The organism is Lysinibacillus sp. NPDC097214 (assembly GCF_050277945.1).
In the GTDB taxonomy this organism is placed as follows: domain Bacteria; phylum Bacillota; class Bacilli; order Bacillales_A; family Planococcaceae; genus Lysinibacillus; species Lysinibacillus xylanilyticus_B.
Window position 1 is genome coordinate 485,248 of the sequence record NZ_JBNNSS010000003.1, and the last position, 19,204, is coordinate 504,451.

At 37.3% G+C, this 19,204-nt stretch carries 24 protein-coding genes; 14 read left to right on the plus strand and 10 right to left on the minus strand.

Annotated features, from left to right (window positions below; all coding sequences use genetic code 11):
• Positions 1-27 precede the first annotated feature (27 nt).
• Positions 28-588: a hypothetical protein gene (locus ACQKMI_RS09520; protein ID WP_427488297.1), complete on the plus strand. Its 561-nt coding sequence runs from the start codon at positions 28-30 to the stop codon at positions 586-588.
• A gap of 64 nt (positions 589-652) precedes the next feature.
• Here ACQKMI_RS09520 and ACQKMI_RS09525 read toward each other — a convergent pair whose 3' ends face one another.
• Positions 653-1,192: a DJ-1/PfpI family protein gene (locus ACQKMI_RS09525; RefSeq protein ID WP_427488298.1), complete on the minus strand. Its 540-nt coding sequence runs from the start codon at positions 1,190-1,192 to the stop codon at positions 653-655.
• A 52-nt stretch (positions 1,193-1,244) separates the two neighbouring features.
• Positions 1,245-1,757 carry a GNAT family N-acetyltransferase gene (locus tag ACQKMI_RS09530; RefSeq protein WP_427488299.1) on the minus strand — a complete coding sequence of 171 codons (513 nt, stop codon included), beginning with the start codon at positions 1,755-1,757 and terminating at the stop codon, positions 1,245-1,247.
• Positions 1,758-1,966: 209 nt separating this feature from the next.
• Between ACQKMI_RS09530 and ACQKMI_RS09535 the strand changes: the two genes are divergently transcribed.
• From ACQKMI_RS09535 to ACQKMI_RS09550, 4 genes are all read left to right on the plus strand, one after another.
• Positions 1,967-2,200 carry a DUF896 domain-containing protein gene (locus ACQKMI_RS09535; protein ID WP_079560654.1) on the plus strand — a complete coding sequence of 78 codons (234 nt, stop codon included), beginning with the start codon at positions 1,967-1,969 and terminating at the stop codon, positions 2,198-2,200.
• 126 nt (positions 2,201-2,326) lie between these two features.
• The gene (gene tkt / locus ACQKMI_RS09540) at positions 2,327-4,321 is read left to right on the plus strand and encodes a transketolase (RefSeq protein WP_427488300.1); all 1,995 of its coding nucleotides are present in this window, start codon (positions 2,327-2,329) and stop codon (positions 4,319-4,321) included.
• Positions 4,322-4,501: 180 nt separating this feature from the next.
• A complete protein-coding gene (locus tag ACQKMI_RS09545; RefSeq protein ID WP_427488301.1) occupies positions 4,502-5,488 on the plus strand; it encodes a serine hydrolase domain-containing protein in 987 nt (328 codons plus the stop codon).
• A gap of 13 nt (positions 5,489-5,501) precedes the next feature.
• Positions 5,502-6,161: an HAD family hydrolase gene (locus tag ACQKMI_RS09550; RefSeq protein ID WP_427488302.1), complete on the plus strand. Its 660-nt coding sequence runs from the start codon at positions 5,502-5,504 to the stop codon at positions 6,159-6,161.
• Between the two features lie 54 nt (positions 6,162-6,215).
• On the opposite strand, the gene ACQKMI_RS09555 is transcribed toward ACQKMI_RS09550, so the two are convergent.
• The 5 genes from ACQKMI_RS09555 to ACQKMI_RS09575 all read right to left on the minus strand — a co-directional run bounded on the left by ACQKMI_RS09555 (position 6,216) and on the right by ACQKMI_RS09575 (position 9,659).
• Positions 6,216-6,848, minus strand: a complete 633-nt coding sequence (locus tag ACQKMI_RS09555; RefSeq protein WP_427488303.1) for a response regulator — start codon at positions 6,846-6,848, stop codon at positions 6,216-6,218.
• A complete protein-coding gene (locus tag ACQKMI_RS09560) occupies positions 6,823-7,860 on the minus strand; it encodes a sensor histidine kinase (RefSeq protein ID WP_427488304.1) in 1,038 nt (345 codons plus the stop codon). Before ACQKMI_RS09560 ends, ACQKMI_RS09555 begins: the two co-directional genes overlap by 26 nt.
• Positions 7,857-8,540 (minus strand): cell wall-active antibiotics response protein LiaF, encoded by a 684-nt coding sequence (gene liaF, locus ACQKMI_RS09565; protein WP_427488305.1) that lies wholly within the window; start codon positions 8,538-8,540, stop codon positions 7,857-7,859. Before liaF ends, ACQKMI_RS09560 begins: the two co-directional genes overlap by 4 nt.
• A gap of 111 nt (positions 8,541-8,651) precedes the next feature.
• The gene (locus ACQKMI_RS09570; protein WP_427488306.1) at positions 8,652-9,290 is read right to left on the minus strand and encodes a PspA/IM30 family protein; all 639 of its coding nucleotides are present in this window, start codon (positions 9,288-9,290) and stop codon (positions 8,652-8,654) included.
• A 15-nt stretch (positions 9,291-9,305) separates the two neighbouring features.
• On the minus strand, positions 9,306-9,659 hold the full coding sequence (locus tag ACQKMI_RS09575; RefSeq protein WP_427488307.1) for an ABC transporter permease: 354 nt from the start codon (positions 9,657-9,659) through the stop codon (positions 9,306-9,308).
• A gap of 385 nt (positions 9,660-10,044) precedes the next feature.
• On the opposite strand from ACQKMI_RS09575, the gene ACQKMI_RS09580 reads away from it, so the two are divergent.
• The gene (locus ACQKMI_RS09580; protein ID WP_427488308.1) at positions 10,045-10,365 is read left to right on the plus strand and encodes a hypothetical protein; all 321 of its coding nucleotides are present in this window, start codon (positions 10,045-10,047) and stop codon (positions 10,363-10,365) included.
• Between the two features lie 219 nt (positions 10,366-10,584).
• Here ACQKMI_RS09580 and ACQKMI_RS09585 read toward each other — a convergent pair whose 3' ends face one another.
• Positions 10,585-11,223, minus strand: a complete 639-nt coding sequence (locus tag ACQKMI_RS09585; protein ID WP_427488309.1) for a PspA/IM30 family protein — start codon at positions 11,221-11,223, stop codon at positions 10,585-10,587.
• 15 nt (positions 11,224-11,238) lie between these two features.
• Positions 11,239-11,592 (minus strand): ABC transporter permease, encoded by a 354-nt coding sequence (locus ACQKMI_RS09590; protein ID WP_323651285.1) that lies wholly within the window; start codon positions 11,590-11,592, stop codon positions 11,239-11,241.
• Between the two features lie 283 nt (positions 11,593-11,875).
• On the opposite strand from ACQKMI_RS09590, the gene sirA reads away from it, so the two are divergent.
• The 4 genes from sirA to ACQKMI_RS09610 all read left to right on the plus strand — a co-directional run bounded on the left by sirA (position 11,876) and on the right by ACQKMI_RS09610 (position 14,183).
• A complete protein-coding gene (gene sirA / locus ACQKMI_RS09595) occupies positions 11,876-12,301 on the plus strand; it encodes a sporulation inhibitor of replication protein SirA (RefSeq protein WP_053483154.1) in 426 nt (141 codons plus the stop codon).
• Positions 12,302-12,403: 102 nt separating this feature from the next.
• Positions 12,404-12,622: a YneF family protein gene (locus tag ACQKMI_RS09600; protein WP_049668607.1), complete on the plus strand. Its 219-nt coding sequence runs from the start codon at positions 12,404-12,406 to the stop codon at positions 12,620-12,622.
• A gap of 243 nt (positions 12,623-12,865) precedes the next feature.
• Complete coding sequence (locus ACQKMI_RS09605) at positions 12,866-13,240, plus strand: DUF1761 domain-containing protein (RefSeq protein ID WP_427488310.1); 375 nt, start codon at positions 12,866-12,868, stop codon at positions 13,238-13,240.
• Positions 13,241-13,712: 472 nt separating this feature from the next.
• On the plus strand, positions 13,713-14,183 hold the full coding sequence (locus ACQKMI_RS09610; RefSeq protein ID WP_427488311.1) for an S-ribosylhomocysteine lyase: 471 nt from the start codon (positions 13,713-13,715) through the stop codon (positions 14,181-14,183).
• Positions 14,184-14,566: 383 nt separating this feature from the next.
• On the opposite strand, the gene ACQKMI_RS09615 is transcribed toward ACQKMI_RS09610, so the two are convergent.
• Entirely contained in the window at positions 14,567-15,538 is a 972-nt protein-coding gene (locus ACQKMI_RS09615) for an alpha/beta hydrolase (RefSeq protein ID WP_427488312.1), read from the minus strand.
• Positions 15,539-15,794: 256 nt separating this feature from the next.
• Here ACQKMI_RS09615 and ACQKMI_RS09620 point away from each other — a divergent pair, with 256 nt between their 5' ends.
• The 4 genes from ACQKMI_RS09620 (at position 15,795) to ACQKMI_RS09635 (ending at position 19,115) form a co-directional block, all read left to right on the plus strand.
• Positions 15,795-16,979, plus strand: a complete 1,185-nt coding sequence (locus tag ACQKMI_RS09620) for an acetyl-CoA C-acetyltransferase (protein WP_427488313.1) — start codon at positions 15,795-15,797, stop codon at positions 16,977-16,979.
• Positions 16,980-17,001: 22 nt separating this feature from the next.
• Entirely contained in the window at positions 17,002-17,268 is a 267-nt protein-coding gene (locus ACQKMI_RS09625; protein ID WP_427488314.1) for a YqkE family protein, read from the plus strand.
• 603 nt (positions 17,269-17,871) lie between these two features.
• Complete coding sequence (locus ACQKMI_RS09630) at positions 17,872-18,375, plus strand: GNAT family N-acetyltransferase (RefSeq protein WP_427488315.1); 504 nt, start codon at positions 17,872-17,874, stop codon at positions 18,373-18,375.
• Positions 18,376-18,641: 266 nt separating this feature from the next.
• Positions 18,642-19,115 carry a GNAT family N-acetyltransferase gene (locus ACQKMI_RS09635; RefSeq protein WP_427488316.1) on the plus strand — a complete coding sequence of 158 codons (474 nt, stop codon included), beginning with the start codon at positions 18,642-18,644 and terminating at the stop codon, positions 19,113-19,115.
• The last annotated feature ends 89 nt before the right edge of the window (positions 19,116-19,204 follow it).

Sequence of the window (19,204 nt, forward strand, 5' to 3'; positions counted from 1 at the left end):
GAAGTGACGGTTAGGACAGCGAAAGACGTGGATAGAATCGCCAAAGTGATGGATAGAACAGCGAAAAACGTGGATAGAATCGCTGAAGTGACGGATAGAACAGAGAAAAACGTGGATAGAATCGCCGAGGTGACGGATAGAACAGAGAAAAACGTGGATAGAATCGCTGAAGTGACGGATAGGACAGCGAAAAACGTGGATAGAATCGCTGAAGTGACGGATAGGACAGCGAAAAACGTGGATAGAATTGCCGAAGTGATGGATAGAACAGCGAAAAATGTGGATAGAATCGCTGAAGTGACGGTTAGGACAGCGAAAGACGTGGATAGAATCGCCAAAGTGATGGATAGAACAGCGAAAAACGTGGATAGAATCGCTGAAGTGACGGATAGAACAGAGAAAAACGTGGATAGAATCGCTGAAGTGACGGATAGGACAGCGAAAAACGTGGATAGAATCGCTGAAGTGACGGATAGAACAGCGAAAGACGTGGATAGAATCACCAAAGTTATGGATAGAACAGGGAAAGAATTTTTTAAAATAAGAGAAGTAGCCATTTCTACTTCTCTTGCTCAATATTCTATATAATGTTTGAAAAGGAACTTGCCATCTTTTACTGTACTAATCTTTCCTATCAATTAGAGCTATTTCGTTATTCTCTGTACCAATTTTCATCAAAAGAGAGATGTAGGGCTTTACCGACAGTAATACCAAATTGTATAAAACCTCTACCTCTTGCAGTTATGATGTTACCATCTTGTACAACTAGGTCTTCAGAGAAATGATTAAGATCGAAGAAGTCTAATTTTCTTATGCCTTCTAGCGGCAACCCAACAGTATACTTTCTATTTTTTAATACTCCAGCTTTCGCTAAAAGAGATGGAGAGCTAGAGATACTTGCGATAATTGCTCCTGTGGCATTCACATTACTAATAAAATCAATTAATTCTTGCTCATTTATTAGGTAAGCTATATCCATACAGCCTGGTAGCAACAAGCTATCGATTTCGTCCAGATTAACTTCACTAATTTGTGTATCGGCTATACAAGATAACCCCGATTCCCCTTTAATTTTTTCATTGTTTAACCCAACAGTAATAATGGGTTTATCTCCTTGCATTAATATAGATAATGCTACACTCAATTCATATTCACTAAATTTGGGATACAATAATACAGCGGTTTTTTTCATATAATTCTCCCATCTATTTAACTACGAAGGTTTGCAGACTAGTGAAAGTATCTTATACCCATTCCTCATCTAAGACAGAATAATAGTATTCATCCCACCAATCATCATTGTGTGGTATACATTTTTTAAAATAACCCTCGCGTCTCATGCCGATTTTCTCCATCACTTTATAGGAAGGGATATTTTCTGGCTGGCATGTAGCAATAATTCTATGAAGTTTCATTTCTTTAAATCCATAGTCCAGTACAGCTTTGGCTGCTTCAGATGCGTATCCATTGTTGTAATAGCTCGGATTCAATACCCAGCCAATTTCGTACGTATGATCACCGAAATATCGATGGAAAACAATATGGCCAATAACTATGTTTTCTCTAAGTAAAATAACAGGGAAGTATTTTGCATTTTCACCGCTATTTTCTGAAACAAACTTTTTTGCTTGCTCCTCATTAAAAACGCCCTCTGGAATATACTTCATCACATTTGGGCTTGAAGTATATGCATAGACAGCTTGCCAATCTCGAACCTCAAATTCTCTTATTAATAGTCTGTTCGTTTTGATAAACATTTCATTTTCCCCCAAGCATAAATTAAATGTTATTTTGGAACCCTTTAAATTAGTTATACACTTGTAATTTCTCAAAGTCATGCAATTAATGGTATTTATTTCAAAAATATAAGAATGCTAGAAAGGTTGGTATTACTGCATTTTAAGGGAATACATGCTATACTTTGCATACCATATTCATTAAGATATGTACTGAAAGGTGTGTAATTATGTTATCAAAAGAAAAAATTAACCGAATCAATGAACTTTCTGCTAAGTCTAAAAATGGTACTTTAACAGAGGCAGAAGCTAAAGAACGAACAGCGCTTCGTAAGGAATATCTAGATACATTTAGAGCAACGATGCGTGATACAATTGAAAACGTAAAAGTGGTAGATGCTGAAGGAAATGATGTAACACCAGAAAAAGTTAAACAAGCGAAAAAAAATAAATTCCTAAATTAATGTGTCACATTTCTATAAAGTATGTAATAAAACGTTAATAGTATAACAAAAATATTGTTTTCTGAAGCAATGTTGACTAAACTGTATAAGAACAATATATAGGACGAGAAAGGATGTCACAAAATAATGACTCAACATGCGGATCAACTAGCGATTAATGCTATCCGAACTTTGTCAATCGATGCAATTGAAAAAGCAAACTCAGGTCACCCAGGTTTACCGATGGGGGCAGCGCCAATGGCTTATACGCTTTGGACAAAACAACTTCGCCATAATCCGGCTAATCCAAAATGGTATAACCGCGATCGTTTTGTACTTTCTGCAGGTCATGGCTCTATGCTTCTATACAGCCTACTTCACCTTGGGGGCTACGGCTTACCAATGGAAGAAATTCAAAACTTCCGTCAATGGGATTCATTAACTCCAGGACATCCTGAATATGGTCATACAGTTGGGGTAGAGGCAACAACAGGTCCTCTAGGTCAAGGAATTGCTATGACAGTTGGTATGGCAATGGCTGAACGTCATTTAGCAGCTACTTACAATAAACCAGGACATGACATCGTTGATCACTATACATTTGCACTTTGTGGCGATGGCGATTTAATGGAGGGTGTAGCAGCAGAAGCTATCTCTTTAGCAGGTCACTTAAAACTTGAAAAATTAATCGTTTTATACGATTCAAACGATATTTCTTTAGATGGTGATTTAGAAAAATCATTCTCAGAAAATGTCCAAAAGCGTTTTGAATCTTATGGCTGGAACTATTTAAAAGTTGCTGATGGTACAGATGTTGAAGCAATTAACGCAGCTATCGAAGAAGCTAAAAAATCAACTGGCAAGCCAACACTTATCGAAGTGAAAACTGTTATCGGTTTTGGTTCACCAAACAAATCAGGTAAAGCAGCTTCTCACGGTGCACCACTTGGTCAAGATGAGGTCGTTTTAACAAAAGCAGCTTATGAATGGGCACACGAGCCATTCCAAATTCCTGCTGAAGCATATGATGCATTCGCAGCAGCTGCTGAGGTTCAAGGGGCACAACCTGAAGAAGCTTGGAATGCTAAGTTTGAAGCATATAAGCAAGAGTTCCCAGAATTAGCAGCACAATTTGAAAACGCAATGAATGGGCAATTACCAGAGGATTTCGCTTCAGAATTACCAGTTTATGAAGCAGGTAAATCAGTAGCTACTCGTTCATCTTCTGGAGATGCAATCAATGCCATTGCGAAGAAAACTCCATCATTCTTCGGTGGTTCAGCTGACCTTGCTGGCTCAAACAAAACTACGATGAAAGACGCCGGAGATTTCTCTGCAGACAATTATGCTGGCCGTAATATTTGGTTCGGCGTACGTGAATTTGCTATGGGTGCTGCTATGAACGGTATGGCACTTCACGGTGGTGTTAACGTATTCGGTGGTACATTCTTCGTATTCTCTGATTATGTTCGTCCAGCTGTACGTCTTTCTGCATTAATGGGTCTTCCTGTTACTTATGTATTTACACATGACTCAATTGCTGTAGGGGAAGATGGTCCGACGCATGAACCAATCGAACACCTTTCATCTTTACGTGCAATGCCAAACTTATCTGTAGTCCGTCCAGCTGATGCAAATGAATCAGCAGTTGCATGGGAGCTAGCAGTAGCATCTGAAAAAACACCAACTGTTTTAGTATTATCTCGTCAAAACTTACCTGTTCTCGACGCATCTATTGATACAGTACGTGAAGGTGTTACAAAAGGTGCTTATACAGTATCTCCGGCTACAAAAGAAGTAGCAGATGCGATTTTAATTGCAACAGGCTCTGAGGTTTCACTTGCAGTTGAAGCACAAAAAGCACTAAAAGCTGAAGGCATGGATGTGGCAGTTGTTTCAATGCCATCTATGGATCGCTTCGAAAAACAAGACGCAGCTTACAAAGAATCTGTTCTTCCAAAAGCTGTAACAAAACGTCTTGCAATCGAAATGGGCGCATCATTCGGCTGGCATAAATACACTGGCTTTGAAGGAGACGTTCTTGCAATTGACAAGTTCGGCGCTTCTGCACCAGGTGAATTAGTAATGGAAAAATACGGATTCACAGTAGAAAATGTTGTAGCGAAGGTAAAAGCGCTATAATTTATTTAATACCGCAATGCTAGGTGGGGTTAAGTCTCCACTGAGTGTTGCGGTATTTTTTTGTGTTAAAAGGATTCCGATGAAGGGACATAAACTTTTATAGTATTATTTCCCATTTGATATACAATGATAGTATGAGTTTTAAAGTATTTTAGTGGTGTTCGTAAAAGGGGTATTTAGATGAAGCTACAAACTATACTTACACAAGTAAAGAAAACTTTCTCAGAATTAGATTGTACAGGTGGCGGAGTTATTATTAATAAACATGGTCATACCATACTAGAAGAATATTTTGGTGTGCAAGGACAACAACAAAACGCGAAGAAGGTAGATCCACATACTCTTTTTCATCTCGCTTCAGTTCGCAAAACCTATATAGGATTTGCTGTAGCATATGCGATTTATCATAACTATATTGCCTCAATAGATGATAGACTAAGTGATTATTTAGAAGATGAAAAAGTCTATGCAGATGTGTCGATTAGACATCTTCTCACACATACTCACGGTTTACGTCGGCAAAACGAAAAAGTAATAAAGGAATTCAAAGCAGGCTATAACTGGGCATATCGAGATATTAATGTAGAACTACTTGCCAAAATCATTTTTAAAGTCACAGGAAAAACGATTGCTGAAATTGTGGATGAGCAAGTATTTCAGACATTGTCTTTCACTGAAACAAATTGGTTTAGTGAAAAAAACGACCAACATATAGAGGTAATACATAATGATAGTCCATTTTGGTATGAAAGTGATAAATGTGATGGCAGCAAAATGAATATGTATAGCTCATTAAGAGAGTTAGCTAAGTGGGGGCAGGTGCATCTTGATAAAGGGAGGTTACATGGAAAACAAATGATACCAGAAGAAATCATACAGTTAGTAACGACAATGCAATCCCCGAATACTAAACCAAAGAAATTGCCAACTAACGGCTTTTTCTGGTTTGTTCAGCCACAACAGAGAGAAGGGATTACTGAGTTAAGCCCAATAGTACCAAAAGGAAGCTTTCAACTACTTGGTTACACAAATGTTGCTTTATTGGTAATTCCAAAAGAAAATATTGTGGCAGTTCGTGGATTTAACAGCTTTGGTTCACCTGAAGGATTTGATTACATCAAGGATATTCACGATTTTGGTTCAACAGTATATCAATCAATAGTTTAAAGGAGAGCTAGTTATGAAAAAGTATCATGTAGTTTTATTTGATTTAGATGGCACATTATCTGATCCTAAAATTGGCATAACGAAATCAGTTCAACATGCATTACAAAAGGCTGGTATCGAAGTAAATAATTTAGATGAGCTTGAAAGCTTTATAGGGCCACCATTACAAGTATCTTTTCAGGAAATTTACGGATTTGATGATATGCAAATTGATCAAGCTATTAACGATTACCGGGAACGATTTACTGAAAGAGGGATGTTTGAGAATAAACTGTATGAAAACATTCCAGCTTTGTTAACCAATTTAAAGCAACAGGGATACATATTAGCAATTGCGACATCTAAGCCAACTGTATTTGCGGAACAAATTTTACAATATTTCAACCTAGAACATTATTTTGACTTTGTCGCAGGTAGCAATTTAGATGGTACACGTTCAGCAAAAGGGGAAGTCATCACATTTGCACGTGAACATTTTAATGAAGCGAAAATCGATCAATTTATTATGATAGGAGATCGCAAATACGATATTGTTGGGGCGCATGAAAACCACATGGATTCTATCGGTGTTACTTATGGCTATGGCTCACTTGAAGAATTAACGGATGCACAAGCAACATACATAGTTAACAGTGTAAGCGAACTTCAAGAACTTTTTAATAGATTAAATTAAAAAAATACGAAACTGCATTGGTAGAAATGCAGTTTCGTATTTTTTTGGAATAACTTACTTTGCAAGCCCATTTTGAAAAGCGTAGACAACTGCTTGTGTTCGATCTTGAACATCGAGTTTCGCTAAAATATTGCTGACATGTGTTTTTACAGTTTTTAATGCAATATATAGGTCATCGGCGATTTCCTGATTTGCTTTGCCTTGAGCTATGAGCAATAATACTTCCATTTCACGATCGGTCAGCTGCTCATACAGTGGGGTACTAGAGCCGTGGCGCATGCGATGCATCATTTTGGATGTTACTTCTGGCTCTAAAACGGTTTCGCCGCCCATTGTTTTACGAATGGCATCTGCTATTTGCTTCGCATTTGATGTTTTTAAAATATAGCTGACTGCACCAGCCTCTAATGCTGGATAGACTTTGTCATCGTCTAAAAAACTTGTCACCATCATAATTTTTGCTTCTGGCCATGCAGCTAGAATTTCAGCTGTCGCCTCAGCTCCTGTCATGACGGGCATCACATTGTCCATTAAAATAATGTCTGGACGCAAAGCGAGAGCACGTTCCACTGCCACTTTACCATTTTCAGCTTCACCTACAACGGTGATATCTGGTTGTGCTGATAAATAGGCAGAAACACCGATACGCACCATTTCGTGGTCATCCACTATTAATACTTGAATCATTCACTTCAACCTCCTTTTGTAAAGGGGTTTTCACCTCTACAATTGTTCCTTCCCCAGGTACTGACACAATTTTATACATACAGCCAATCTCCACAGCGCGTTCAGCAATGTTTTGTAGACCATAAGAAGTAGATTTATCGGCTTCGACATCAAAGCCGAGGCCATTGTCCTGAATGCGTAATATCGCTAAATCATCGCGAGCAACGAGCAATAATTCAACTTCGCTCGCTTTGGCATGACGTAGTGTATTCGATAACGCCTCCTGTGCAATACGGAATAAATGATCTTCCTCCGCTTTGGATAATGACATTTCTTCAAGCTCATATTCAATATGAAAAAAGACTTTTTGTTGCAGCTCAATAATTAACTCCTCAAGACCTTGTGCAAGCGTTTTATTGTGCAGAGCTACTGGACGTAAATGTAATAATAATGCGCGCATTTCAAGCTGTGCCTGTTGCACAACTTTTTCAACCTGCTTTAAGCTTGTAGGATTTTCAGCAGTTTCGGTTAATGCGGAAAGCAACATCGAAGCTGCGAATAATTGCTGTGATACAGAATCATGAAGCTCACGAGCAAGGCGTTGACGTTCAGCAATAATTCGCTCTTGAATAATTTTATCATTAGCTTCTGCACGTTCATTGGATAAGCGCTGTAAGCTTTTTCGTTGGGTATCGATTAATTCACTAGTTTGAACTAAAGCTTTTTTCAACGGTTTTGGTAAAGGCTGTTTTTTAGGTAATACAAAATCCGGTTCAACTAACTGTTTCACGATGCGGGTTGCCTGTGCCTCTCTTGCACGGGCAGTCATACTAATCCAGCTTGCAATCAGTAAACTAAGTGCAAAAAGAATGACGACAATAAAACCACCGAGTGGGATATTATTATAATTCTGCTGCCATAATGGCTCCCACGTTTTCTCGTTTGGCTCGCCCCAAACAACGACAAGGAGACCGAATGCTGCACTCATCAAAATAAAAAGTAAGGTAAATGTTCTTGAGATAAAGGCAATCATTTACGTAGCACCTCCAAGTCCCCAAGCCATGTTGCAACATGTATAACTAGGGTACGCTTTGCATCCTCAGGGTTTCCATCTGAGAAACTTACACTTTCATTAAGTATACGTTGTGGACCAACATTTAGGCACTTTAATTCACCAAATAAGGTCGTATAGTGTAAGCGGAATGGAATTTCATAAGGAATATAAATTTGTACTTTACCAATCCCTTGTCGAATCGTAATAATACTTGTGCCGGTAGGTAAAATGGTTTGTGTTGTGTCAATCGTAATGTCGCCTGCGAGTCGCTGTATTTGGACATCTTGCCATTTATAAGCTTCTACTGGTGCCGGCAATGTACCGAATAATTCACTTTTCGTAGTGGGAAGCTTTTCGAAAAGTTCCACACCAACAACTTTGGCTACGTTTTCTCTTTGTAAGTATTGGTAGAGCATATATAAAAGAATGATGACGATAAATAAGCGTAAACTCCACATCGTAAAGAGTGCAATCGAAATAAAGAAAATTCCTGTCCATTTAAAGAAACGATTTTTTTTCGAGAAACTTAAATAAAGAAGTCCTACCCCAATCAATAGACAAAAGGCGCCACCGTTATTAAAAATTGTGAGCTCCACAAAAACGAGTAAAAAGAAGCATACTACCCAAAAAGTGAGCTTATTAGTTGTGAAATTTTGCAAGAGGGTCACCCTTCTTTCTACTAAGAGTATAAGAGAGGGAATAGGTCCCTCAATTTCAAAACGTGAAAGAATGCGCCTCTAAACATGGCGCATTTCTTTCATTATAACATGTTATTTATTTTCAATTAGCAGTGGTGCGTTATCTTCTGCGACATTTTTTTCTAACTGTGCAAGACGAGTCTCGAAAGATGTCACTTCATGATCTTTGTCGATTTGGTAAGCGAGCTTATCGATGTATGATTCTAAATCCTCAAAGTTGGTTTTATTGTTTTTAGCAATCATACTGTCCATTTGATGGTGAGCGCGAGTGACGTTTTCTTTGCCCATAAGCTGTAATTGACGCACTTTCATATCTTTAATTTTGTGTTTCATCGTTTCAAATTTGCGTTCCAGCTCGAAGTATTCACGTGTACTTGCCTCAATACTAGCTTGCAATGTATTGTTACGTGCTGTATAAGCAGCTACTTCATCAGAGGCAAAATCGATTAAATCTTGCTCTCCACTAGTGGTAGCTAATTTAAGTTGAGCCTCACGTTTAGCTAGTAAATCTGCATTTTGCTTAAATTCTTGCTCTAGTTTTTCCTTTAATTGACCTTGACGCTCTAATAATTTACCAGTCTGCTCTGTTTGTTTTTCTGCCTCACGAATGTATTGATTTAACATCGCAATTGGATTTTTTTGTTCTTTCTTATCAAATGCATGATGTAAATCAGCCTCAATTGTATATTTAAAACGTTTAAATAAGTTCATTTAAATTCGCTCCCTTTATTTTGTTAAGTTAGACCATTCTTTCTCAAAGTTTGTAAACGGATCTTCTTCTTTAGCTTCAATAGTTGGGATTTTTACATCTTCGCCATTCCATTTTTTATAGATAACATATATGACAGCGATTGCTGCTAAACCAACCATTGCTGGTATATTAGATATTGCTGATAGAACTCCAATCAGACCCACTGTAACCCATAAAATTTTGCCGAATGTCGATTTACTCGCAGTGTAGAAGTGCATACCGAGTGCTACAAACAATCCAGAAAATAGTAAACCTACAAGCGGTCCGGTTAAAGCAAGTGCAACACATCCTGCGATAAAGCCTCCGATTAGTAGAAAGAATTTTCTCATATGTTTTAGCTCCTTTCGTTGATACCTTTATATTACCTATTAGAAAGCGTTGCTAAAACGGACTGGGAATTGATTTTACTCTAGGTCTTGAGGCTGAGAGTATTCTAAGCACTATAAAAAAAGCAAAAATGCAATTATCCATAAAGTATTTGATAGAACTAAAAATAGAAGATGGATGCTTCCTTCGTTTAACAATAAGTTGAGATGACCTATACTTAAGAAAAAGAAATGAGCGATCGTTAATTTCTTATTAAAACTTTTTCCAGAACCTTTTTGATCATAATAAACTTCTACGCAATTCTCGGTTATTTCAGGCTGCAATGTTCGAGCACTCAAGCCGAAACAAGTAAAAGCCATTGTTGCGCAGTACGTGTCGCAAGAAGATTTGAAACATTGGTATAAAGTGGAGAAAAAGAAAAGCAGAAAATTAGAGAGGAAGGAAAAAGCTCTTTATTTGTTTGCAGCCTTTATATACTCTATAGTGGTAGTGTCCATCGAAATGGGTAAAGCAGTAGAATTGGACATCGTTTCGTCTATCGGCTGCGGCGTGTTATTGATAGGTGGCGTGTTAATGACGACAAAGTTTTACAAAGGGATGAAAAAAGAATCGGGTGATTTGAGAGAGATCAATAAACTGCCGATGATATTCCCTATTGGTATAATATTTTATGCCGTTGCTTCTTTTATATCTGTTCTTCTATATTAATTACTTCCTTCTTTTAGATAGAGACTTTGTGCTTCTTTAATTTACTTACTGCTCCATACATACACAAATCTCCACATTTCCTGAAACTGCATTATATTCAATCATAATCGATATTTTCAAGGGAGCAATAATCTATACGAAAACAGCCTTTCATTAAAATTATCAAAAGTTTTTTTCAAAGAAAAGGGATGCTTCAATAATTGAGGCATCCTTTATTTCTTATTTGTTTTCAATTAGCAGTGGCGCATTATCTTCTGCGACATTTTTTTCTAACTGTGCAAGACGAGTCTCGAAAGATGTTACTTCATGATCTTTGTCGATTTGGTAAGCAAGCTTATCGATATATGTTTCTAAATCTTCAAAGTTGGTTTTATTGTTTTTAGCAATCATACCGTCCATTTGATGGTGAGCGCGTGTGACGTTTTCTTTGCCCATAAGCTGTAATTGACGCACTTTCATATCTTTAATTTTATGTTTCATCGTTTCGAATTTACGCTCAAGCTCGAAGTATTCACGTGTGCTCGCTTCAATACTAGTTTGTAATGTATTGTTACGTGCTGTGTAAGCAGCTACTTCATCAGTAGCAAAATCGATTAAATCTTGCTCCCCACTAGTAGTAGCCAATTTAAGTTGAGCCTCACGTTTAGCTAGTAAATCTGCATTTTGTTTGAATTCCTGTTCTAGTTTTTCTTTTAATTGACCTTGGCGCTCTAATAATTTCCCAGTTTGCTCTGTTTGTTTTTCAGCTTCACGAATGTATTGGTTTAACATCGCAATTGGATTTTTTTGTTCCTTCTTATCAAATACATGATGTAAATCTGCCTCTATTGTATATTTAAAACGTTGAAATAAGTTCATGTAAATTCGCTCCTTTTATTTTGTTAAGTTTGACCATTCTTTTTCAAAGTTTGTAAACGGATCTTCTTCTTTAGCTTCAATCGTTGGAATTTTTACATCTTCGTTATTCCATTTTTTATAGATAACATAGATGATAGCGATTGCTGCTAAACCAACCATAGCTGGGATATTAGATATTGCTGATAGAACACCCATCAGACCAACTGTAAACCAAATGATTTTGCCGAATGTCGACTTGCTTGCAATGTAGAAGTGCATGCCAAGCGCTACAAATAAACCAGAAAATAGTAAGCCTGCTAGTGGTCCAACTAAGGCAAGTGCAACACATGCTGCGATGAAGCCTCCTGTAAATAAAAGAAATTTTCTCATATGTTTTAGCTCCTTTCGTTTGTACTTTTATATTACCTATTAACGCGCTTTGCTAAAACGGACTGGGAATTGATTTTACTCTAGGTCTTGAGGCTGAGAGTATTCTAAGCTCTATAAAAGAAGCTAAATTGGTAAAAATACAATTAGCCATAAAGTATTTGATAGAACTGAAAGTAGAAAGTTTTCGACAAAAATAGAAGATGAATTCCTCCTTCGTTTGACAAATTAAAGAGTTTGGATGAGCTATACTTATGAAAAAGAAATGAGCGAAGGAGGATTTCTAGTGAGAACCTATTCCATATATAAAATAAAAGAAGAGCATTTAACGTTTATTTTCGGCAGAGAGCGTAAGTTATTAGAAATGATGCAAGGCTGTGAAGACGCTAACGAGAAATCCTTAAAAGAACTTGCATATATATGTGAAACAGTTCGCTTCGATGAGATAGCTACGATGTTAGAGGCGCAACTAGATTCCAAGTATGCACATTTAGAGAGAGCTCGTAATGCATTATTTTTAGAACATCCTATAAAAGGAAAAATGGCTATTTATTTAGTAGAACGCAAAATTTGTGTCTATTGTGAGGGTTCACGGATGCTTGATTTGGATCTGTTCCAAATGCTTGCGAAAATGAGCGAGCGCTTTATTGCATTTAATAAACAAGATAATGAATGTGGGTGGCTAAAGCCAATGAAGTATACAATGCATTAGGAAAATTCACTACAATATATAGTAACACGCTAATATTTGGTGTATAATGGAGCGTGGAGAGTTTTTTTCTCGGTATATATTGTAGTGGAGGAGGTTGGTTGTATGCCTACATGGGGCTGGATTATTATTGTAATTATCGCATTAGCAGCGGGCGCGGCACTTGGGTTCTTTTTAGCTCGTCAAGCTATGATGAAATATTTAAAAGAAAACCCACCGATTAATGAGCAAATGATTCGTATGATGATGGCGCAAATGGGTCGTACGCCGTCTGAAAAGCAAGTACGCCAAATGATGTCACAAATGAATAAATTCCAAAAATAATTGGAATTTTTAAAAAGCAACTAGTCCAAGCCAGGGCTAGTTGCTTTTTTAACTTATTTTAGTGGATGTCTAAACATCGTGATGTGATTTTAAAAATCAAATTATTTTAACCACAACTTAAACGGGTTAAGCAGCCTGAGCCCTATATTGATAGGGACTCAGGTTAGTGATAAACTCAATCTTAATTGCAGAATCAGTGCAATCGCTTTAGCCATAGAGCCTAAATAAATCGGGGGTAAATGTATGTCAATTGATTTAAGTACGTTAAATTATCTTGCTATTCTTATTGGTGGAATCTTGTATATGATTTATGGGGCTATCTATTATTCCATATTAGTAGGGAAGGAAAATCAAAGCAAAGGTGCATTAAAATATGTGATTTCAGTAATCGTTGCCTTTATTAGTTCCATTTTTATTGCAATTCTCGTTCAAGCGACTAGTTCAAATAGTTTGTTAGAAGGTGCTGCTGTAGGAGGTATTATTGGCTTTCTTATTTCAATTGTTTATTTGAAAAATACATTATTTGGACTCGTAAATAAGAGAAATTTTTTAATTGCGATTGGTGACCATTTTATCATTTTTACCTTACTAGGAGCACTCCATGGTATTTTTGTCTAATCATATCGATTTTATAGGAAACGAGTAAAAAGAAGGATCTCTCATACATATGGAGATCCATTTTTTTATTCCTCATATAGAGGTGTTACGGTTGTGCAGGGTTAACTGAGTTGTGTGCAGACACAAGAAGGAGTAGAAGCTTACTTTAAACAGACATATCAAATACGGCAAGCTTGTCCACATTAAATAAGAGCATGTTTTGATCAATTTTTTTTTCAAAACATGCTCTTTAGATTTGTTCGCATATAAAAGTTAATATCACTAATTTAATCAACTGTATTACAAACCTAAACTAATCATTTTAATATTTCCAAACGTTTTACATCACGACTAAGTTGTACGTGGACACATAAGTCAAACCTTCGGACGAGATCTATTTTTGCGAATAGTTTAAATAATTTGTAAAAAACATATAATTCTATCGGAAAACTCGTTATAATGGAAATATTCTATATAAAGGGAGTTGTGTGCATTGCAGAGAGAAAAAACAAATGTTGAAAGCTTTGATTTAGACCATACGAAAGTAAAAGCGCCATATGTACGTTTAGCAGGTGTTAAAACAGGAAAAAATGGCGATGAAGTGTACAAATATGATATTCGTTTTAAACAGCCTAATAAAGAACATATGGAAATGCCTGCATTACATTCCTTAGAACATTTATCGGCAGATATTATCCGCAATTATTCTGATCACATTGTTGATTTCAGTCCAATGGGTTGCCAAACGGGCTTCTATGTATCGCTAATCAATCATAATGATTACGAAGACTTATTGAATATTTTAGAAAAAACATTTACAGATGTAACAAAGGCCACTGCAGTTCCTGCGTGCAATGAAGTGCAATGCGGCTGGGCAGCTAGCCATAGTCTAAAGGGTGCACAAGCGTTAGCTAAAGAATTTTTAGCAAAACGTGATGAATGGCATAACGTTTTTGCAGAATAAAATAATTTAAAAAACCTTGCGTGACGTCCAGCAAGGTTTTTCATTGTGTCGAAAAACACAAATGGTCAAGAAAATATTTTCGTACAGATATATTGTTGTTATTTTCCTTTATCGCTATAAAATAGAATAGCATGTCAGAAGGTACATGCTATGCGAATTGGGTGATTGAAGTGGAGGCCGGGCGACTCCTTAGGGATCAGCGTCACAGATGAGACCCTGCAGCGAAGCGAAGCGGCTCATCGGACGCCCCTAGGAAGCTTTGCTCTGTGCGAAAGCGTAGTGCTAACGTAGCGGCAGCAACAAAGCGCCCAGCCGGAACGGAAATCACCCCCTCGCTTTGCCGAAGAGCTATATTTTATTTAAAATGACACCTATTGACACAACTAAAAATGAAATGGAATGACATTGGACGAAGAAGAATCACGATTAATTTTTTGATAGATGAAGTTTTCTAAAAAATCATGGATTAAATCCTCATATTCAGCCATATTTTCATTAAAGGATTGTGCATGGGCACCTTTATCAAATAGCTTTAACTTTTTCGGATCACTTTTTTTATTGTATAAATCCAGTGACATGGAAGCTGGAATAAATGTGTCGGGAATACTATGGATAAAGAGCACTGGCTTTTCGATATTTGTCACAGCGTCAGAAGGTGTCACGCTTTTAAAAGAATAACCATCACGCAAACGGACGAAGAAATCAGCAAAACGAATGGGAATAATCGAGCCGTATTTAAATTCTGTCTTCGCAATTTGTTTCAACAGCATTGAAAAATCAGAGAACGCACAATCAGAAATATAGAAATCCGCACCGTCCTCTACAGTTCCTGCGTATAAGAGCATTGTAGCAGCACCCATCGATTCACCATGAATACCAAGAATAGCGTTTTCTCCAATCATTGCCTTGACAGTTTTGACAACTGCGTCAAGGTCATTTTTCTCATAATAGCCGTAGCTAGTCGTTTTCCCGCCTGTTTCCCCGTGCCTACGATGGTCAAAAATAACGGAATTGTAACCAAGCCGTTCAAAAAGTCGAGCATATTTGACGGAGTTGATTTTATTTTCTGTTACGCCATGGCAAATAATGATGGTATTATTTGTTTCCAATGGCTGAAACATTATACCGCGAATCGTATAGCCATTTGGAGAGTCGATATTTAATTCACATTTAAAATTTTTATTGTACCAAGCTTCATCAAAACGTTTAGCAGTAGTTTCACGTTCACGAACAAATTCAGGATCCTTTTGCTTTATGAACATTAATTTATTGGAGAGCGCGAAGCCAAATAGACCTGTTGCTGCTGCGGCAAGCGTCGTCGTTATACCTGAAAATAAAAGCATTTTCTTTTTCATTATTAACACCTCCACGTCCTGTTTCATTTGTTGTCTAGGCATACAAGCGACATCATTCGTATGTATGCACTTTGCTTAATTGTAATGTTCCCAACTGAGATTGTTTAAAACACGTCAACATTTTACAATATCTTTGGCAAAACTGCGATTATTTCTATTATCGAAAATCGTCAAAATATTTGTTAAAATAGATATATCTGCTAGTAGCATATGCATGCAGTGTTCATTTTTGAACGGGGAAAAGGGGAGAATGTTTATGACAAACGAGGTAGTAATAGTAAGTGCAGTACGTACAGCTATTGGTTCATTCCAAGGAACATTAAAGGACGTACCAGCCACAAAATTAGGGAGCATTGTTATTAAAGAAGCATTGGCACGTGCTGGTGTAGCAGGCGAAAAAGTTGACGAGGTCATTATGGGGAATGTCTTATCAGCTGGGCTTGGACAAAATCCAGCTCGTCAAGCAGCAATTGCAGCAGGGTTACCACATGAAGTATCTGCATTAACGATTAATAAAGTTTGTGGCTCAGGACTAAAAGCTGTTCACTTAGCGACACAAGCCATTTTAGCAGGGGATGCGGATATTATCGTTGCAGGTGGCTTTGAAAATATGAGCCAAGCACCATATGTATTAAAAAATGCCCGAGAAGGCTTCCGCATGGGAGATCAAAAAGTAGTCGATACGATGATTCATGACGGATTATGGTGTGCCTTTAATGACTATCATATGGGCGTTACAGCTGAAAATTTATGTGATGTCTATGAGATTTCTCGTGAGGAACAAGATGCCTTTGCAGCACGTTCACAGCAGCGTGCAGAAGCGGCCATTACAGCAGGAAAGTTTAACAATGAAATCGTAGCGGTGGAAATTCCTCAGCGCAAGGGTGATCCTATTATTTTTGATAAAGATGAATTCCCGCGTCAAGGCGTTACAGCGGAATCTCTATCAAAATTACGTCCTGCCTTTAAAAAGGATGGTTCTGTGACAGCTGCAAGTGCATCAGGCATTAACGATGGTGCAGCGGCAGTCGTTGTCATGTCGAAAGAAAAAGCGGAAGAGCTAGGCATTCGACCAATAGCATTAATTACAGCGAATGCAAGCGCAGGTGTTGACCCAGCTATCATGGGAACAGGCCCAGTAACGGCAGTAAAGAAAGCATTAGCAAAGGCTGATGTGACATTAGATAATATAGATTTAATTGAAGCGAATGAAGCTTTTGCAGCTCAATCTATTGCTGTAGATCGCGAACTAGGCTTTAATCATGATAAACTAAATGTGAACGGGGGAGCAATTGCCCTTGGTCATCCAATTGGTGCAAGTGGAGCACGTATTTTAGTAACGCTTTTATACGAGATGGAAAAGCGTGATGCAAAAACAGGTCTCGCAACACTATGTATCGGTGGTGGGCAAGGCGTAGCAACAATTGTCAAGCGCCCTTGAAGTGAATAAGAAGGTGAAAGTAATGGGAAAAAAACGAAAACAGCAGCAACGCGTAGATAGTAGCGTGACAGCTAGTCTACCAAAGCAGGAGGCAGTGACATTAGCCGATCAGCTAGGCGGTGACGTGCTAGCCAAATTAAAAGCTGCAAAGCAAGATTTAACAGCGAAAGAGCATGCCGCTGAAGAAGAGCGCCAAGCAAAGCTAGCCTTTGAGCGCAAGCAACGCGAAAAAAACAAATCGTTTGAAGAACTACTAAACGAATACGGCGATAAAGGCTCAAAATTTTAAAATTTAAAACAGTGAATCCGAATGTATGCGGGTTCACTGTTTTTGTGTTTTATCGGAACAATTATGTTCCTTGCTCAATTATATTGTACGATCTCGATTAGGAAAATTTATTACTTCTTAATAGATAAATTATAATTTCTCTATTATTGCTTTACTGATAAAATTAAGAATAATCACTAAAAGTTGGATATTTCGTTTTATAAGCAAATTGCCATGTAATATGTTGATTGTAGTGGAGGCTGGGCGACTCCTTGGGGATCAGCGATAGAGGAACGAAGGCTAAAACCATCACATCCTGTGATAACGCCTTCGTGACCAACATCGGTGCTGTTGCTGTCGCTGCGCTTTCGCACAAACAAAACCCTCTGCTGCCGCTACGTTAGCACTACGCTTTCGCACAGAGAACATCTGTTGGCCCGAGACCCTGCAGCGAAGCGAAGCGGCTCATCGGACGCCCCCAGGAAAGCGCCCAGCCGGAGCGGAAATCAACCCCACTTTATGGTGATTAAATTAAAATTTATTTGAAAAATAAAACACGGGAGACGCTGCCAATACATATATCTCTTAATAGTTTTAGTTAAATCTATGATAGGAGAGAAAAAAATGATTGAATTAAGCACTAAAAGATTAAGAATAATCCCATTAAACGCAAAGTATTTAGAATTACTAATTAATGAAGAAAAGACATTGGAAATAGAGTTGTCGGTAAGTGGTAATAAAGTTTTTCTTGATGAAGAACTAAGACAAGCTTTGAAGTTTAGACTATCAAAAGTATTAGAAGATGAAGAAAATTATATTTGGTACACGAATTGGGTAATCGTATCGAAAGAACAAAACTGTATCGTTGGTGGCATTATGCTAAAAGGTCTACCGAATGAGCAAGGTGAAGTCGTAATCGGATATTATACATTTCCACAATATCAGGGAAAAGGATACATGACGGAAACTGTTAGGATGTTGAAAGATTGGTTGCTACGTCAATCTAATGTTAAGTATGTGATTGCCGATACTGATAAAAATAATATTGCCTCCCATAAAGTATTACAAAAAGCAGGGGCAACGTTATATTCAGAATCTGAAGAACTATATTTTTGGAGATTCATCTGACATCAAAATAAAAGACAAAGGGCGCTTTAAAATTTATTAAAAGTCAAGTTCGTTCATCATAATTCAAAAGGTGCTTATATCAATTATTAAATGTACATTAAAGCCTATTTCTTGAACCTCTAAGTAATAAAAGAAATAGGTTGTTTTCTAAAAGATTGTTGCTATTCAACGAACGGAGCGGTTTAGTTGCATAAGGAATAATATAAAATTTGCTGTAATGGTAATTTTAGTTTAAATATATTTTTACATAAATAAGGGGGATTAAAATGGAAATTCGTTTAGTTAAAGGTTCAGACTACTATGTAATTTCACCTCTAATCAATGAGTGGTGGGGTGGCAGGAATATGTCTGATATGTTACCAAAATTATACTTCGACCATTTTACACAAACAAGTTTCATTGCAGAAAAGGATGGTAAACTTGTGGGTTTTCTAATAGGATTCCTTTCTCAAACTCATTCAAATGAAGCGTATATTCATTTCGTTGGAGTTCATCCTGAATACAGAAAGCATAATATTGGAAAACATTTATACAATAAATTTTTTAATGTGGTAAAGCAAAATGATCGAAATATTGTTCGTTGTGTAACGTCACCTGTCAATAAAGTTTCGATTGCCTATCATACCAAGATGGGTTTTGAAATTGAAGATGGAGATAGAATTGTTGATGGTCTATCAATAAAAACAGACTATGACGGACCGAATCAAGACAGAGTTTTATTTGTAAAAAAATTAGATTAAATTCTAGTTCCCTGTTGCAGAGGCAGCATCTTTTTTCTTGTTGTGCTAATGGAGAAGTTTAGTGGAATAAACAGTCAGTTATAGAGAAC

Excerpts from the sequence above, each read along its gene's own strand:
- ACQKMI_RS09570 (WP_427488306.1), bottom strand. The coding sequence starts at position 9,290 with ATGAACTTATTTAAACGTTTTAAATATACAATTGAGGCTGATTTACAT.
- ACQKMI_RS09525 (WP_427488298.1), bottom strand. The coding sequence starts at position 1,192 with ATGAAAAAAACCGCTGTATTATTGTATCCCAAATTTAGTGAATATGAA.
- ACQKMI_RS09560 (WP_427488304.1), bottom strand. The coding sequence starts at position 7,860 with ATGATTGCCTTTATCTCAAGAACATTTACCTTACTTTTTATTTTGATG.
- ACQKMI_RS09615 (WP_427488312.1), bottom strand. The coding sequence starts at position 15,538 with ATGAAAAAGAAAATGCTTTTATTTTCAGGTATAACGACGACGCTTGCC.
- ACQKMI_RS09625 (WP_427488314.1), top strand. The coding sequence starts at position 17,002 with ATGGGAAAAAAACGAAAACAGCAGCAACGCGTAGATAGTAGCGTGACA.
- tkt (WP_427488300.1), top strand. The coding sequence starts at position 2,327 with ATGACTCAACATGCGGATCAACTAGCGATTAATGCTATCCGAACTTTG.
- ACQKMI_RS09535 (WP_079560654.1), top strand. The coding sequence starts at position 1,967 with ATGTTATCAAAAGAAAAAATTAACCGAATCAATGAACTTTCTGCTAAG.
- ACQKMI_RS09530 (WP_427488299.1), bottom strand. The coding sequence starts at position 1,757 with ATGTTTATCAAAACGAACAGACTATTAATAAGAGAATTTGAGGTTCGA.
- ACQKMI_RS09555 (WP_427488303.1), bottom strand. The coding sequence starts at position 6,848 with ATGATTCAAGTATTAATAGTGGATGACCACGAAATGGTGCGTATCGGT.
- ACQKMI_RS09620 (WP_427488313.1), top strand. The coding sequence starts at position 15,795 with ATGACAAACGAGGTAGTAATAGTAAGTGCAGTACGTACAGCTATTGGT.
- ACQKMI_RS09635 (WP_427488316.1), top strand. The coding sequence starts at position 18,642 with ATGGAAATTCGTTTAGTTAAAGGTTCAGACTACTATGTAATTTCACCT.
- ACQKMI_RS09575 (WP_427488307.1), bottom strand. The coding sequence starts at position 9,659 with ATGAGAAAATTCTTTCTACTAATCGGAGGCTTTATCGCAGGATGTGTT.
- ACQKMI_RS09590 (WP_323651285.1), bottom strand. The coding sequence starts at position 11,592 with ATGAGAAAATTTCTTTTATTTACAGGAGGCTTCATCGCAGCATGTGTT.
- ACQKMI_RS09600 (WP_049668607.1), top strand. The coding sequence starts at position 12,404 with ATGCCTACATGGGGCTGGATTATTATTGTAATTATCGCATTAGCAGCG.
- ACQKMI_RS09630 (WP_427488315.1), top strand. The coding sequence starts at position 17,872 with ATGATTGAATTAAGCACTAAAAGATTAAGAATAATCCCATTAAACGCA.
- ACQKMI_RS09605 (WP_427488310.1), top strand. The coding sequence starts at position 12,866 with ATGTCAATTGATTTAAGTACGTTAAATTATCTTGCTATTCTTATTGGT.
- ACQKMI_RS09550 (WP_427488302.1), top strand. The coding sequence starts at position 5,502 with ATGAAAAAGTATCATGTAGTTTTATTTGATTTAGATGGCACATTATCT.
- ACQKMI_RS09545 (WP_427488301.1), top strand. The coding sequence starts at position 4,502 with ATGAAGCTACAAACTATACTTACACAAGTAAAGAAAACTTTCTCAGAA.
- ACQKMI_RS09585 (WP_427488309.1), bottom strand. The coding sequence starts at position 11,223 with ATGAACTTATTTCAACGTTTTAAATATACAATAGAGGCAGATTTACAT.